General features: G+C 41.0%; 11 protein-coding genes. 9 read left to right on the top strand and 2 right to left on the bottom strand.

The annotated features are described in order from the left end of the window. The first annotated feature begins 189 nt into the window (after positions 1-189). The 5 genes from BV902_RS20485 to BV902_RS20465 all read left to right on the top strand — a co-directional run bounded on the left by BV902_RS20485 (position 190) and on the right by BV902_RS20465 (position 8,666). Positions 190-2,904 carry a GH116 family glycosyl hydrolase gene (locus BV902_RS20485; protein WP_075994898.1) on the top strand — a complete coding sequence of 905 codons (2,715 nt, stop codon included), beginning with the start codon at positions 190-192 and terminating at the stop codon, positions 2,902-2,904. Then, complete coding sequence (locus BV902_RS20480; RefSeq protein WP_172840715.1) at positions 2,901-3,479, top strand: RbsD/FucU domain-containing protein; 579 nt, start codon at positions 2,901-2,903, stop codon at positions 3,477-3,479. Before BV902_RS20485 ends, BV902_RS20480 begins: the two co-directional genes overlap by 4 nt. A gap of 128 nt (positions 3,480-3,607) precedes the next feature. Next, positions 3,608-4,819 carry a GTP-binding protein gene (locus BV902_RS20475; protein ID WP_075993532.1) on the top strand — a complete coding sequence of 404 codons (1,212 nt, stop codon included), beginning with the start codon at positions 3,608-3,610 and terminating at the stop codon, positions 4,817-4,819. 227 nt (positions 4,820-5,046) lie between these two features. Continuing rightward, on the top strand, positions 5,047-7,785 hold the full coding sequence (ligD, locus tag BV902_RS20470) for a DNA ligase D (protein WP_075993531.1): 2,739 nt from the start codon (positions 5,047-5,049) through the stop codon (positions 7,783-7,785). Positions 7,786-7,979: 194 nt separating this feature from the next. Beyond that, complete coding sequence (locus BV902_RS20465) at positions 7,980-8,666, top strand: class I SAM-dependent methyltransferase (protein WP_075993530.1); 687 nt, start codon at positions 7,980-7,982, stop codon at positions 8,664-8,666. Here BV902_RS20465 and BV902_RS20460 read toward each other — a convergent pair. Next, positions 8,650-9,627, bottom strand: a complete 978-nt coding sequence (locus BV902_RS20460) for a hypothetical protein (RefSeq protein WP_157626150.1) — start codon at positions 9,625-9,627, stop codon at positions 8,650-8,652. The genes BV902_RS20465 and BV902_RS20460 overlap by 17 nt on opposite strands. Before the next feature lie 233 nt (positions 9,628-9,860). On the opposite strand from BV902_RS20460, the gene BV902_RS20455 reads away from it, so the two are divergent. Beyond that, on the top strand, positions 9,861-10,922 hold the full coding sequence (locus BV902_RS20455; protein ID WP_075993529.1) for a sensor histidine kinase: 1,062 nt from the start codon (positions 9,861-9,863) through the stop codon (positions 10,920-10,922). Then, a complete protein-coding gene (locus BV902_RS20450) occupies positions 10,919-11,632 on the top strand; it encodes a LytR/AlgR family response regulator transcription factor (protein WP_075993528.1) in 714 nt (237 codons plus the stop codon). Before BV902_RS20455 ends, BV902_RS20450 begins: the two co-directional genes overlap by 4 nt. Positions 11,633-11,645: 13 nt before the next feature. On the opposite strand, the gene BV902_RS20445 is transcribed toward BV902_RS20450, so the two are convergent. Continuing rightward, positions 11,646-11,885: a hypothetical protein gene (locus BV902_RS20445; protein ID WP_157626149.1), complete on the bottom strand. Its 240-nt coding sequence runs from the start codon at positions 11,883-11,885 to the stop codon at positions 11,646-11,648. A 261-nt stretch (positions 11,886-12,146) separates the two neighbouring features. On the opposite strand from BV902_RS20445, the gene BV902_RS20440 reads away from it, so the two are divergent. Then, complete coding sequence (locus BV902_RS20440; RefSeq protein ID WP_075993526.1) at positions 12,147-13,178, top strand: sulfite exporter TauE/SafE family protein; 1,032 nt, start codon at positions 12,147-12,149, stop codon at positions 13,176-13,178. 151 nt (positions 13,179-13,329) lie between these two features. Further along, positions 13,330-15,597, top strand: coding sequence for a PIG-L family deacetylase (locus tag BV902_RS20435; protein WP_075993525.1), 2,268 nt, complete (start codon positions 13,330-13,332; stop codon positions 15,595-15,597). The last annotated feature ends 123 nt before the right edge of the window (positions 15,598-15,720 follow it).

Here is a 15,720-nt window from a genome sequence, read left to right as displayed (position 1 = left end):
TACAGACTTTCCTGTGCTGTAAGCTGAGCCGCTCTGATTTTGCTACATCAGGCGGCTTTAACTTTTTTAATAATTTACCATTTGTTGTGGGGATGTTTATTGCTGGATATCAAGGATATTTCAATATCTTGTGCAGACAAACCAATATTTCCTTCCGCTAAATTCGGGACGGCAATAAATTATAAACGAATGGACAGAAGAAGTTTTTTTAAGAAAGCCAGTTTAGTTGGCCTGGGCGTATTGGCCAGCAAATTTCATGTATGGTCAAATACCGTATTTTTCTGGGATAAACCTGTTCACAACATTCCAGAGGAAAAAGGTCTCAGCAGGCAATGGTTTGATTCGCTGTATGAAAAGGGAGAAAAAATCACCTATCGAAAAAGTAAAAACGAGCTTCGGTACATTGGAATGCCTGTAGGTGGTTTACATTCGGGTACGGTCTATATAGGAGGTGATGGTCGGCTATGGTTGTGGCAGATATTTAATACGGCTTATGATGGTGAGCGCGAGGGGATAGAACCCAAAAATGTGCAATGGAACAATGGAAAAGAATTGGTCACTGTACGGCCGAGGGATGGATCTGCTTATATTGAGCCTGCTGTAGCAGACAACCTGCGGAGTATGGAACAGGGCTTTGCGATTTCGACCTTAGTCGATGGAAAGCAGGTTATCAAGGAGCTTAGGGAAAACCACTGGGATGAGGTTGCATTTGAAGCAACATATCCAACATGTCGAATAACCTATAGCAGTATCGATTTTCCATTGGATGTGGTGTTGGTCGCCTATTCACCATTTATTCCTTTGGATCAGGACAACTCTTCTTTGCCACTTACCACCATACATATCGAATTGCAGAACAAGGGCGACGCGCCAGTCGATGTAACGGTCACGGGCTGGATGGAAAATGGTGTACATAAAGGGCGGAAAGATTTTGACACTGTACACAAACGCTCTTTCCTCGCGGAACATGCCAATACTCAAGTGTTGCTTTTTAGTTGCGATCAGGTTCCTACTCAAGCCATGGAAGCTGGCGACCATGGATCAATGGCTTTTACCTGTATTGATCTAGAAGCGCAACCTACGACGAGATTAGAGGAATGGCCTGTAAAACCGCAGGAGGTAAAGGCGGATAGGGTGGATTCGACCGTCGATTTTTCGGATTTGCAAGTAGGTGCCTTTACGGTAAAACGGACAATAAAAGCGAAGGCGACAAGCCAAATTTCTTATGCAATATCTTGGTATTTTAACAATCCACACCCTAAACTGAAACTTCACCTCAAGGATGCGCAATCGGGTTATTGGTATGGTGCCAGGTTTAGTAATGCGGCCGAAGTAATCAATTATTATTTGAACAATCGTGAAAAACTCGAGAGCGAAACCATGGCATGGCAGCAGACCTGGAATGATACAACACTGCCGTACTGGTTTATGGATCGTACTTTTGTCAATATAGGCACACTGGCTACAGCAAACACCATGCGTTTTGCTTCGGGAAGATTTTGGGGCTGGGAAGGAGTAGGGGCATGTGCCGGTACCTGTACGCACGTTTGGCAATATGGGCAGTCCATGGGCAGGATATTTCCGGATCTTGAACGTAATTTACGTGAAGTGACGGATTTAGGTGTTGGCTTTCAGTCTGATACCGGTGCCATCATCTTTCGTGCTGAATATGAAAAAAGACCAGCTATTGATGGGCAGGCTGGTGTTATTCTACGCTTCTATCGTGACCATCAGATGAGCAGCGACAGCACATTTCTTGAGCGAAACTGGCCTAAACTTAAGAAGGCTGTTCAATTTGTTCTTGATCAGGATAAAAACAAGGATGGTATGACCGATACGCCAATGGAAAATACACTTGATGCGGTCTGGGAAGGTGAAATTGCCTGGATTGTCGGATTATGTCTCGCAGCAATACAGGCTGCTGCATTGATGGCGAAGGAAGTAGGTGATAAAACGTTTCAAAAATTGTGTTTGGAATACGTTAGGAAGGGATCTGAAAATATGGATAGCAAACTCTTTAATGGAGAGTATTATATTCATCGTCCCGATATGCTGCAGGGGCGAAAGATGCTAGGCTCTTATAATACCTGTCATATTGACCAGGTCTATGGTCAGGCCTGGTGCAGACAAGTGGACATGCCGGGGGTCAATCGTCAGGAGAACGTAGTGTCTGCATTGAAAGCACTCTGGAAATATAACTTTACCATGGATGTTGGCCCCTATATAAAAACGCATCTTGGCGGAAGGCCTTATGCCTTGGCTGGGGAGGGGGGCATGGTTATGAACACTAATCCAAAGAATGAAGACAAGGCTTATGGCGACAATACTACCTGGCAATTAGGTTATTTCCATGAATGTATGAGTGGCTTTGAACATCAGGTCGCTGCACATATGATGGCGGAAGGCATGGTTGACGAAAGTTTAACATTGACAAGGGTGATCCACGATCGCCATCACGCTGCCAAGAGAAATCCTTTTAATGAGATTGAATGCAGCGATCATTATGCACGTGCCATGGCAAGCTATGGAACCTTTATCAGCGCCTGTGGTTTTAGTTATCATGGGCCGAAAGGGCAGATTGGATTTGCCCCTAAGTTAGGAAAAGCAGATTTCAAGGCGCCTTTCACAACAGCAAAAGGATGGGGGACATATGCCCAGAAGCGAAAAACTAAAGGGGTATGTCAGTGTACACTGACCTTGAAATATGGTCAATTGACGCTCAATGAATTTCATCTAGGTGATGCGGATGACCTATCGCTCAATAAAAAACAACTCATTGTAAAGCAAAATGAAAGGTCGATTGAACTGGTTGAGCTGAAACGCACCGATGGGCGTCTGATCCTTAGTTTTAAAAAGCAAGTCATGCTAAAAAATGGAGATACACTAACAATACAATGGCTATGAAAAAATGGATAAATAATTTGCTTCTTTTCATGATGTTTGCTGTGATGGTCGCTTGTGAATCATCGCCACGTCATTTGGGTGATCCGCCGTTAAAACCAAACTGGAAGGATTTATTTTCGCAGCAATTACCTTTGTTAGGTCACCGCAATTGGATATTGATTGTTGATAAGGCCTATCCCGCTCCTGCAACCCAAAATATGCTGATTATTAATACGGGAAGAAAGATGCCTGAGGTATTGGATACCGCATTGCGACTACTCGATAAGCAAACACATATAAGACCTGTTTTTTACCAAGATAAGGAGCTTGGATACTTAGATGAAATCATCGCGCCAGGCTTAAAAGCATATCAGGAGAGTCTAAAGAAATTACTTCCGAACATAAAATTAACCCCGCTGATGCACGAAGAAGTATTTGCGAAAATGGATAAAGCAGCACAGCTTTTTGGTGTTGTCGTACTGAAGACCGAGTCAACTCTGCCTTACAGTTCCTTGTTTATCGAACTGGACTGCAAGTATTGGGATGCTGATCGTGAACGTATCTTGAGGCAACGTCTTGCTGATCAGGTGAAATGAAACTTATCTTAATCATTGATAAGTTTTTAATGGCATTTGGAAGACTTTTGGTTTAGTGCTTATAATAATAAAGCAACAGTGTTGCATTTAAGTGTTATTGTTTTTACATTTGTGAAAACGAAATTACTATGAGCAGCATTTCCCAAAAAACTAAATTGCCTGTCACCGTTTTAAGTGGATTTTTAGGCGCAGGAAAAACAACACTATTGAATCATATTTTACACAATAAGGAGGGTAAGAAAGTGGCCGTCATTGTGAATGATATGAGTGAAGTGAACATCGATGCACAGGCTGTTGAGCGGGAAAATGTACTTTCGCGAACGGAAGAAAAATTAGTAGAGATGAGCAATGGATGTATTTGTTGTACATTACGGGAGGATTTGATGGTGGAGGTGGAGCGACTAGCGAAAGAAAACCGCTTTGATTATCTTCTTATCGAAAGTACTGGTATTTCGGAGCCTATCCCTGTTGCCCAGACATTCAGTTATGTTGGTAATGATAATGCGATTGACCTGTCTACATTCAGTTATATTGACACCATGGTAACAGTTGTGGACTGTTTCAACTTTGCCAAAGATTTTGGAAGCGCCGACACCTTATTAGATCGGAAATTGACGGATGACGACTATGATAATAGGGCGATCGTAAATCTGTTGACTGATCAGATCGAGTTTGCGAATGTTATCATTCTGAATAAGGCCGATCTGGTATCTGAGGAAACTTTGGGTACCCTGGAGGCTGCAATTGGGCGGCTCAATCCAGGTGCAAAGCGTATCCGTACACAATTTGGACGCGTTGATCCCTGGGAAATTATGGGTACGGGCTCCTTTAATTTTGATGAAGCTTCATCTTCGGCAGGGTGGATCAGGGAACTTGAAAATGAACATACACCCGAAACAGCAGAGTACGGTATTTCATCTTTTGTCTTTCGATCGCAACGGCCCTTCCATCCACAACGACTGCACCATTACCTCAACGAGCGCTATCCGCACAATATCATACGAGCTAAAGGTCTCCTGTGGTTGGCCTCCCGCCCGCATTTGGCCATTAGCTTTAGTCAGGCAGGCGGTAGCGTAAGGTTGGAAAGTGCAGGCTCATGGTGGAGTAGTATGCCCGAAGAGCAGCGTTATCAGTATCCCAGTTATGCCGAAATCAGAGCTGAACTTCTTAAACGTTGGCATCCGGAGTGGGAAGATCGAAAAAATGAATTGGTATTTATAGGTCAGGATCTGGATAAAGAAAAATATCTGGCAGAGCTGGAAGAATGCCTGTTGACCGAAGAAGAAGGCGATGACTGGCGTTTTACTTGGTGGAAAGACGAATTTCCTAAAAATATTTAAAACTATTTGCGATCTGCACCGGTTAAAAAAGTAAGTAATGTAGGTTAGATATTGTATTTTTCAAAGGTCAGGGGTTGATTTCCTGGCCTTTTTTATGCTGAATTGTGAGATCTTACCAGGAAACTATGCTGAACCTTTATCAACCCGAACATCTAAAAAAAAACAAACTTTTTTTTGTGTTATGGTTGTGTTAAGATAGAAAGTTAGCTACGATTAAAAACAGGCGTATGGGTTTGTCAAAATATCGCGAAAAGCGTTCCGCAGGAAAAACACCGGAACCCTTTGGAGGTAGATCAAGTGGAAAGGAGTTGCGGTTCGTCGTGCAGATGCATGATGCTTCGCATCTGCATTATGATTTCCGGCTTGAAATGAACGGGGTGCTCAAAAGTTGGGCGGTTCCCAAGGGGCCATCTATGGATCCATCTATTAAACGCTTGGCCATGATGGTTGAAGATCATCCTTATGATTACCGGAATTTTGAAGGTATCATACCAAAAGGACAGTATGGGGGTGGCTCAGTTATCGTGTGGGATGAAGGGCGATATGAAGCTTTAGCTCCTGAGAGCAATGATGTTGTAAAAATGGATAAGAATCTTCGACATCAGCTTTATAGCGGAAAGCTCAAATTCAGATTGTATGGAGAAAAATTGAAGGGAGAATTTGCTTTGGTAAAAGCATACGGAAGAGGAGGAAATGAATGGCTATTGATGAAGTTGGAAGATCAATATGCAACAAGCAAGGATGTCATAGCAAATGATAAATCCGTATTGTCGGGAAAGACGATAGCGGAAATGGAAAAATCGCCCGATAAAGTCTATGGACAGCCAGTTGTTAAAAAGAATAGCATATCAAAAAATAAAGGCAAGAAAAGCAGGAATGCTGCTGAAATAATCAGTAACCAGTTGGAAGAAGTGCCTAAAAAGAAAAAGGCTGAGACGCAGAAACAAGCGTATAATATCACCGACTTGCTAAAGAAATCACCGAAGCAGGTCTTTTATACTACGGTGCAGCCCATGCTGGCGACGCTGGTCGACAAGTCTTTTGATGATCAAAGCTGGGTATACGAAGTGAAATGGGACGGTTATCGTGCTGTTGCCTTTATGAAAAATGGCGAAATAGAACTAAAATCTAGAAATGACAAAAGCTTCAATGAAAAGTTTTATCCAGTATATGATACCCTGAAAAGCATCGCGATCAATGCCATACTCGATGGCGAGATCGTTGTATTGGAAAAAAATGGAACCGCCAACTTTGCGGCCCTACAAAACTGGAGAAGTGAGGCGGATGGCGATTTGGTATATTATGTATTTGACATCCTTTGGTACGATGGAAAAGATCTAAAAGGTCTTTCGCTATTGGAAAGAAAAGCGATTTTAAAGGAAGTAATACCGCAAAACGATTTGATTTTATTGAGTGAACATTTCGATACATCGGGCGTTGGATTTTTGAATGAAGCCAAAAAACTCGGTCTTGAGGGTATTATGGCCAAACGCAAGGAAAGCGTTTACCATATACATGAGCGTTCACCTGACTGGTTGAAAATAAAGGCTAATAGGCGTCAGGAGGTTGTTATTGGCGGTTTTACAAAGAACGAAGGCTCCAGCAAACTGTTTAGTAGCCTATTAGTAGGCTTATATGAAGATAAAAAGCTTATTTATACCGGAAAGGTCGGAACAGGATTCAGTGCAAAATTACAACAAGAGCTGATGGCGCAGTTCAAACCCTTGGTCACAAAAAATAGCCCGTTTGATGACGAACCCGATATCAACAAATCCTCACGATTTAGACCCCGCCCTCCTCACGCCGCTGTCACCTGGCTACATCCCAACCTGGTTTGCGAAGTGAGCTTTACAGAAATGACCGGGGACGGCGTTATGCGACATCCCTCATTTGTCGGCATGCGTAACGATAAAAATGCCAAAAAAGTGATTCTAGAAGAAGAGTTGGCTGTTAATGAGATTATCGGCGAACAATCAAAAGAGGGAGATGGGATGCGAAAAAATAGTAAGGAAGGCAGTTCGGATAAGAAAAACTATAAAACAATGCTAAACCCCAAAGACAAAACCCAGGTTCAGAAGGTAAATGGACATGAGTTAAAATTTACCAACCTCGATAAACTATTTTGGCCTGACGAAAAGATCACCAAGCGCGATTTAATTAATTACTATGAGCAGGCTGCACCGTTTATTTTACCATACCTTAAAGATCGACCACAAAGTATGAATCGATACCCAAATGGTATCAAAGAAGAAGGGTTCTATTTCAAGGATGTTACCGATACAGCACCGGAATGGGCAGAAACCTATCTTTACCAAAGTGAGGCCGATGGCCGTGATCGGCATTATCTGGTCGGAAAAGACGAGGCTACATTGTTATATATGGCTAATCTTGGCTGTATTGAAATGAATCCCTGGAGTAGTACCGTCGGAAAACCGGATAATCCGACCTTTTGTATCATTGATCTGGATCCGGATAAAAATACATTTGATCAAGTTATTGAAACCGCCCAGCTCACCAAACAACTTTTAGATGATATGGCGGTACCTTCGTATTGTAAAACAAGTGGTTCCACTGGACTTCACATATATATACCATTAGGAAATAAATATAATTACGATCAGTCCAAGGAGTTTGCGCATATTATTGTCACCCTGATTCATGCGGAGCTACCCGACTATACCAGCTTAGAGCGAACTGTTCGTGCTCGGAAAGGTAAAATGTATCTTGATTTTCTTCAAAATAGACCACATGCTACCATTGCTGCAGCATATTCAGTACGTCCCAAGCCTGGAGCGACAGTGTCCATGCCATTATATTGGGATGAAGTTAAAAAAGGGTTGAAAATTAGTGATTTCACCTTGTTTAATGCGATTGAAAGAATGCATGAGCAGGGTGATATCTTTAAACCTGTATTGGGGAAAGGGATCGATCTGAAAAAAGTAATTGATACACTCTCAAAAAAATAGTATTGATATAATCTGAATATAGAAACTCATTGACCGATCTATTCGGTGAAATATAAGTAACGAGATTGTCAGAATAATCATTAGTTATTTAGAATAGTTTTAAATAGATAACTTTAGATGTATATTTGGAATGCAGAAAAGGTATACCTTTTAACTGCATACTGATTTTATATTGAACGATTATTATTAGCTAGATGAATAAAGTAGAACTGTTTGAAAATGAGCGTGCAAGTGGCTATGACCAATTTGTTGAGAGCTGGATTCCCAATTACCATTATTTTTTAGATCAGCTGCCGAAGCTTCTCCGAGAAACTGAAAATAAGGATTTATTGGTGGTAGGATGTGGCACAGGAAATGAAATAGAACGTTTTGTTGACACAGCAGAATCTTGGACAATAACCGGGGTAGATCCGTCGCCTGAGATGATTAGTCAGGCCCTGGAAAAATTTGAAGCGGACGAAAATGTTCATCTTGTCGAAGGTGTGGTAAGTGATTTGGACGAAGAGAAACAATATGGTGCTGCGACGCTTTTGCTTGTATTACATTTTTTAGAAGACAATGGCGAAAAATTGGTTATGCTCCAAGATATTTCCAAGAGAATGATGTCGCAAGCACCCTTGTTATTATTAGATATTACGGGCAATAAGGAGCAGATTCAACAAAACTTGCAGTTGTTGAGACTTCTTCTGCCCAAGGGGATAGATGAAACACAGGTCGCTCAAAGATTGCGAAGAATCGAGCATGAATTGTTGCATGTCTCGGAAGAACGATTAGCCGAGCTCTGTGAGGAAGCCGGATTTGAACCTCCTGTTCGATTCTTTCAATCATCGATTTATATGGGGTGGATAACCCGAAAAAAAGATATTATTTCCTTTTCTTAGCAAAGGGATTGAAGGAAAGCCCCGCATTAATATAAAACGAAGGATCGGGACTTGCTTCCCATACATAATCGCGCTGGGTTTTGTTTTTTTCAAATACGCGTGCACGAGGTATGGTTTTTAGTCCTGATTTAAGGGTAGCAATAAAAGATCGGCCCAGGTTATGTTCATAAGTCAGACCCGAATTGATCTCCATCTGACTGAAGGTATATACTTTTTCAGCGCCCTGAAAGTTATAGAGGTAAAAGATCGTACTATTTAAATCGGAACCTATTGAAACGCGGCCATTCCGCAAGACCTCTTTTCGAAGGTAGGCTCCTTTAGGTAAGATGACATCAAGTATCATCCCATTGGCAAATTGTTGCTTGTAGGCAAAGGTTGGGAAAACCGGAATAATTGCTGCCGGATCTATAAAGCCGATGAGGCCCACCGCCATTTGAATCTCCCGCGTAGCTTTTAGTACCACAGTAGCAGATAATATCCCATTAATGCGTTCTATTGCTTTTTCACTCCCATTGGCAGCAATCGTTGCGGTATAAAATGCTACTTTGCCCCATAAACGTGAATAACGGGTAAGATTAAGTGATTCGTAATGATAATGATATTGATGGGTTGACTGTATGGTGGATTGTGCGATGGAGTCTAAACGATTGGAGTTTACAGAAGTGAACTGATAGCCAATATTGGTACCCAAGTTCCAGGTTCTGCTCTTTAAAAAATTAATGTTGATACTACCTCCGGCTTGGTACATCGATTCTACTTTTGTTTTAGGTAAATCCTGACCTTGGAGTTTTGATGAATAACGGTATCCTGTATTGGATTCATAGGTCAAATTGAGGACCCGTGTTATGGGAAATTTGTCAGTAACAACAGCCCTCACTTTTTGCTGTACGCTATCTTTAGTCTGTGCGATTGAAGTGGATATACGAAACAATAGTACTGACACTAAAAGTATTTTTTGCATAAATGTATGATTAAAATCATGGTAAGGATAGCCGAAATTTGTAGGTGGTATTTTTTTTTTAGACCAACAGGTCTTGTTTTTATACAAAAGTCCAATTTAGGGGAACAGTGAAAAGGAACGTTAAAAATCATCTCCCAGTTTTGGTATAAAAAAAACAGGTCTTCGTATAAGAGATCGGATTCTTGCCAAGAAAAGCTTTATTTTTGTTATTTAGGTTAAAATCATTCTAATGCATGCAAGACTTCAATAATAGCATTGTTTTAAGGTATTTTACAGAAAATAAATTCAGGCCACTGCGACACGTGGTTTTTCTGATCGGTTTACTGTTGCTCTTTGCAAATGCAAATTCGAGTTCTCATTTTCAAGGGAGTTATCGGTTTTATTTTTCTATTATCCTATGGTTTGTATTCGTCTGCATGTTTTACGCCAATATGTATGTACTGATCCCAAAGTTTTTCTTTAAGGCCAAATATGAGTTATATGTCTTAGCATTGATACTGCTGGTAACGGCCAGTTTGCTGGTAGTCATGTACATTGCAAATTACATCTATTCCATTCATATTCCCGCTATAAAAAAACCGGAGTCGGACTCTATGGGGCTAATCGCCGCATTATTTATCTGTATTCCGATTATTCTAACCACCACGACATTTAAGCTTTTTAAACGTTGGTTGGAAGACAATAAGCGTATTTCTGAACTGAAAAACCTGGCTTTGACCACAGAGCTTGTTTCCTTAAAAAATCAGATTCAGCCACATTTTTTATTCAACATGCTGAACAACGTTAAAGCTTTAATTCGAAAAGATCCGAATATGGCTACCGAGGTCATCATGAAGTTATCAGATTTTCTAAGATATCAGCTGTATGAAAATAACGATGATAAGACACTTCTGAAGTCCGAAATCAATTTTATAAGCAATTTCCTGAAATTGGAGGAAATACGCCGCGATAACCTAAAAACATGTATATCTTGCCCAATAGAATTGGAAAAAAAGGGTGTATTTCTACCGCCGCATCTATTTACGGCCTTTGTTGAAAACGCGATTAAACATAGTCTCAGCGCCGGTGATGCTGATACTTTCATCACAATCCATTTTTCTGAGACGGATCAGCAGCTTTGTTTTGAATGTGAAAATTCGAAAGATCCCGACAACTCATTCGTCCGAAGCAAATATAGCGGACTGGGATTGGCTAATGCCAAAAGACGACTGGATCTGCTGTATAGAAATGATTATGAACTGTCGGTGTTAACAACTGAGACATTATATAGCGTTAAACTTACTATTCCCTTATGAATTGCATTATTGTAGACGACGAACCCCTGGCTAGGGAGGAAATGAAAAATTTAATCGAAGAAATTTCGTCTATTCAGATAGTCGGTACATTTTCCAATGCGATATCGGCATTGGAATGTATTAAGACAAACCCGGTGGACTTACTTTTTTTGGATATCGAGATGCCGACAGTCAATGGACTCGATTTTGCACAGTCTCTTCCCAATAACAAGCTGGTTATCCTGACGACTGCCTATGCGCAATATGCACTGAAAAGTTACGAATTGGATGCAATAGATTATCTGTTGAAGCCGATCAATAAAGACCGTTTGGCAAAAGCGATCGATAAAGCAATAGCCTATAAAAAATTACTAGCGTTAAAAGAAAACCAAAGTACGGTTGAGAAGGCCAGTGAGGATGCACTTTTTATTAAATCGGATAGGAAATACTATAAAATTGCATTTACCGATATTCGCTTTATAGAAGCACTCAAGGATTATGTGGTTATCTATACCCGGAACAATAAACTGATTACTGCAATGAATTTGAAGACAATTCACCAGAAACTTCCAATTAGCCTGTTTGCGCGTACCAGCAAATCCTATCTGATTAATTTATCGTTTATTGATTCTTTTGATAACCATACTGTTTACATCGATAAGTTTGAAATCCCGATTGGTGAGATCTATCGAGAATCTTTCTTTAAACAATATACAGGAGGGCTACTTTGATCGAATAGTTATCCTAGGCAACCACAAAGCGATCCAGAAAATCGACTTGGATACCATAACTACGTAGGAAATTTGTCAGATAGTCGACACAACACTCTTCTGTTTCGAACCGGAAAATAGCATCCTCATCATCAATATCAACCGTGGCATCTTGTACTTGTGGAAGATGGGTCTTGACCAATTGCATCAAAAAAATTTTCTTGTCTTTGGTCTTCACTGAACTTTTAAAAATCATCACTTGCCTAACTTTCATCGCTACTAATTTATTTGCGTTCAAAATCATTTGATTCCCCAATCACCTGAGGTATCCTTACAAATTTATGTTCCTGGTGACACCGGGAAATCGATATTATACGAAAGCATTTAATTTTTATACAAAACAAGATTGAGCAGGCAGTGTACGCATGATGTACATCAAAAATAAATACCAGCGGCTATCAATTCTAAATTTCTACAGAAAGGGGAGGCATCTTTGTCAGGTGTTACAGTTAAGTAGCTTTTTAGTTTTTGAAATATGATTGCAAATTTAGTTATCCTATTTTTAAGCACGATAGTCGCTTTTTGGATCAGCGCTATCTGTGGAGGAGGGGCAAGTCTTATCCTTATACCTCTCTTGAATTTTATGTTACCTTCATCGGTCATTCCTTTCTCGTTGACTATCGGTACATTTACAAGTTCAGTCTCAAGAATAGTCGTTTTTAAACGGCATATCAACTGGAAAATCTTTTTATGGTTTGTACCGTTTTCCATTCCAGCTGTACTATTGGGGGGATATCTGATTAAATATATCGAACCCTCTTATTTGCAGTTGATTGTCGCGTTTTTCCTTATTGGAAATATCCCCCAATTATTTGGATCAAAAAATGCGGATTTGCCATCGGAAAATAAGTATTCGAAATCTTTTTTGGCAATTATTGGTTTTCTTTCCGGCTTTATTTCGGGAATTACAGGTGCGATTGGGCTGCTGTTCAACCGGTTCTATCTGAGAATGGGCCTTTCCAAAGAAGAGATTATAGCCACCCGTGCCGCAAATGAAGTGTTTTTACATCTCGTAAAGCTTATTATTTATATTATTTTAGGTTTGTATTCTAAGGCAGCCTTGGGACTGGGCTTGGCTATTGCCATAGCAACAATAGTCTCTTCAGTGACAGTCAAATTTATATTGCCCTATGTCAGTGATCAGCTCTTTAAAAAAATCGGTTATGGCGCTATGGTGGTTTCGGGAGCAGTATTGCTGGTTGGTAGTTCGCGTAAGATTGTCGATCAGGATAGTTTGCTGATTAGCTTCGCTCATTCGCCAAATAAAACCGAGCTTACTTTGAACTGGAGAGAAACAAATCTTGTCTTGGAATATAGTAAAGCTCACGGTCTGGAATTCGAGCGATCTATTCACTGGACTGGTCTGCCGCTTCAGCTCCGGCAAAAATACTTTACCCTCAGCAAAAACCATAGTAGTATCCATATCGAAAAGGTTATGCAGTTTAGCAAAGGAGCCAGCTATGAATTTTACGCCCATAAAGAAGGTGTATTGACACGATTAGATTAGTGTTTTTTTACGAGCAACATGTTTGTTTTTAACCCTAATCCTCCATTATAATTAATACTAATTCTTTATTAAAATATATAATCTACCAATTTAGTAGTTTATTGAAAAATATTCCTATATTTGAGCCGTAGAAATATTTAGTAGGAAGGATATGGCATTGGAATATTTAGCACAACAGGCACACGAACAACATTTAGATCAGGCTTTTTCGCGTAAAGAACAAATGATGATGCGTGCGTTATGTAGGCTTAAAATGTCTGATCGTGTTTTATATATCGGTGCTCATCCGGACGACGAGAACAATAAATTGTTGACCTTTTTGGCTCAACACCAGTTGGTCGATACGGCCTATCTTTCTGTGACGCGTGGTGAGGGTGGACAGAATTTTATAGGCACAGAAAAGGGACTGGATCTGGGTGTACTTCGGGTGCAGGAATCACTTGCGGCTCGTGCAATTGAGGGAACAAAACAGTTCTTTACACGTGCTAAGGATTTTGGATTTGCAAAATCTGTCGATGAAACGCTGGCACGATGGGATGAAAATGGTGTACTTGCCGATATGGTTTGGACCATCCGTTATTTTCGCCCTACTGTAATTGTAACACGTTTTTCACCGGATGTCCCGGACTCACATGGACATCATCAGGCCTCAGCAATTCTAGCGGCAAAGGCTTTTGATCTGGCCGCTGATCCATCAGCTTATATAGAACAGCTATCCGAATTGGAGCCTTGGCAGGCTCGGCAGCTGTTGTGGAATGTGTATCAGGACAGTGGTGTTAAGGATATCGGTGGAGAAGTAAGGCCTTTGCCAGCGTATTTTTCGCTGCATATTCCAGTGAGACACGGCTCTTTGGACTTTCATTATGGTGAGATTGCTGCAGAAAGCCGTAATAGACATCGCTCTCAGGCCATGGGAAGTCTGGTTCGGCATCAGCCTAGCACCGAATATTTTGAATTATTAAAAGGTACACCGATCAGTTCGGAGAAACAGCAGGCTATTTTTAAACAATATACTGCTCAAGATTCTTATTCACTCGTATTTAATCGCTTGGTGGACGACCTCATTGCAAAATGTGAGTCAGATACAGCAGAACTTGTCTTGGAGCTTGGAACGATTTTATTTTGGATGAGGATTGTTCCCGAGGGTCATGTTATCCATGAAAAACGAGCTGAGGTAGAGCGTCTTCTGCTCGACTTTGCTGGTGTATCTTTGGAAGTACAGGCTATTGAGGAACTTTGGGTACCAGGAACCGAGGTTAATATGATCCTGAACGCGCATATCCCATCGGAATCCAATCTACAGCTGACCACAGTGAAAGTTCCATTTATTCGTAACGGAGAGCAAAAAGACTTTACTTTGTCACCTTCGAAGACGATCCATTTAAATGGTCAGCTTCTGGATACGATTTTACCTTCTTTTCCAACTTGGCTTAGTGCTGAGGGCGATGCACATAACTATGCGCCCGCGTCGCCTGCTGATGTTGTATTGACACAATTTGGAACTGAATTGTCTGTTCATTTGGAACTGCAGTTTGCCGGCTTACCGATCGCGGTTAAGTTACCTGTGAAACATGCTGGTAGTCCTGTTGCGGTGGCCCCCCCGTTGACAGCAACTTTTGATTCGGATATCGTGGTGCTCTCTAATGCGACTAGACGTTTAATTGCTTTAGAGCTACAATCTAATGTCTCCGAATCCTTATCTATAAAGGTTAAGCTTACGCTACCGGATGGGCTCGATGTATTTCCGAAAGAAATTGAGCTCAATATAGCGGGTAATGCAACCGAGAAGCTTAGCTTTGAGTTGAGGTCGCCTGCGCAGCAGGAATATATTCAAGAGATCGGCTTTGAGATTGAGACGGCTACAGGGCGGTATCCGTTCACATCCAGAAGTATTGTTTATCCACACGTTAATCAAGTAACTTACTTTCCCAAGGGCATATTGCGGGTGCTAAACTTACCCGTGAATATTACAGCCCAGAAAGTTGCTTATATTTCGGGGATGAACGATGAGCTTGCAGGGAGCTTACGCCAACTTGTTGGTCATTTGGAGATTATTCCATTTGAGTCAATTGGGGGAATTGATCTCTCAGGCTTTGATGCAGTGGTTTTGGGAATACGAATATACAATAGCCATCCCCTAATTACGGGATTTCATCAGCTTTTTCGTGACTATGTTGAACAGGGAGGTGTATTGATAGGGCAGTATAATACGCCGTATGATTTGCATTTGACGGAGGTTGGGGCTTATCCTTTAGCGGTTTCCCCGGAAAGAATTACAGATACGGAAAGCCATATATCATTTTTGAACCCTTCCCATCGCATATTGAACTACCCTAATGTAATCGGACAGCATGATTTTCAAAATTGGGTACAGGACCGGGCACTTTTTTTTACCTCAAAAATGGGCATCGGATTTTGAACCGATACTGCGTGGGCAAAATGGAGATAATCGTACGGAAGATGGGTTATTGCTGCTGCACAAAAAAGGAAAAGGTTATTATATCTATAACAGCCTGTCGCTCTTTCGACAACTGCCAGCAGG

It is taken from the genome of Sphingobacterium sp. B29 (assembly GCF_001952815.1).
Taxonomy (GTDB): domain Bacteria; phylum Bacteroidota; class Bacteroidia; order Sphingobacteriales; family Sphingobacteriaceae; genus Sphingobacterium; species Sphingobacterium siyangense.
Note: the sequence above shows the minus strand (reverse complement) of the source record. Positions and strands in the feature narration are given on the sequence as shown.

Bases quoted from the DNA above. Each gene is read 5' to 3' on its own strand.
- ligD (WP_075993531.1), top strand. From the start codon at position 5,047: ATGGGTTTGTCAAAATATCGCGAAAAGCGTTCCGCAGGAAAAACACCG.
- BV902_RS20475 (WP_075993532.1), top strand. From the start codon at position 3,608: ATGAGCAGCATTTCCCAAAAAACTAAATTGCCTGTCACCGTTTTAAGT.
- BV902_RS20485 (WP_075994898.1), top strand. From the start codon at position 190: ATGGACAGAAGAAGTTTTTTTAAGAAAGCCAGTTTAGTTGGCCTGGGC.
- BV902_RS20445 (WP_157626149.1), bottom strand. From the start codon at position 11,885: ATGAAAGTTAGGCAAGTGATGATTTTTAAAAGTTCAGTGAAGACCAAA.
- BV902_RS20435 (WP_075993525.1), top strand. From the start codon at position 13,330: ATGGCATTGGAATATTTAGCACAACAGGCACACGAACAACATTTAGAT.
- BV902_RS20455 (WP_075993529.1), top strand. From the start codon at position 9,861: ATGCAAGACTTCAATAATAGCATTGTTTTAAGGTATTTTACAGAAAAT.
- BV902_RS20465 (WP_075993530.1), top strand. From the start codon at position 7,980: ATGAATAAAGTAGAACTGTTTGAAAATGAGCGTGCAAGTGGCTATGAC.
- BV902_RS20440 (WP_075993526.1), top strand. From the start codon at position 12,147: ATGATTGCAAATTTAGTTATCCTATTTTTAAGCACGATAGTCGCTTTT.
- BV902_RS20460 (WP_157626150.1), bottom strand. From the start codon at position 9,627: ATGCAAAAAATACTTTTAGTGTCAGTACTATTGTTTCGTATATCCACT.
- BV902_RS20450 (WP_075993528.1), top strand. From the start codon at position 10,919: ATGAATTGCATTATTGTAGACGACGAACCCCTGGCTAGGGAGGAAATG.
- BV902_RS20480 (WP_172840715.1), top strand. From the start codon at position 2,901: ATGAAAAAATGGATAAATAATTTGCTTCTTTTCATGATGTTTGCTGTG.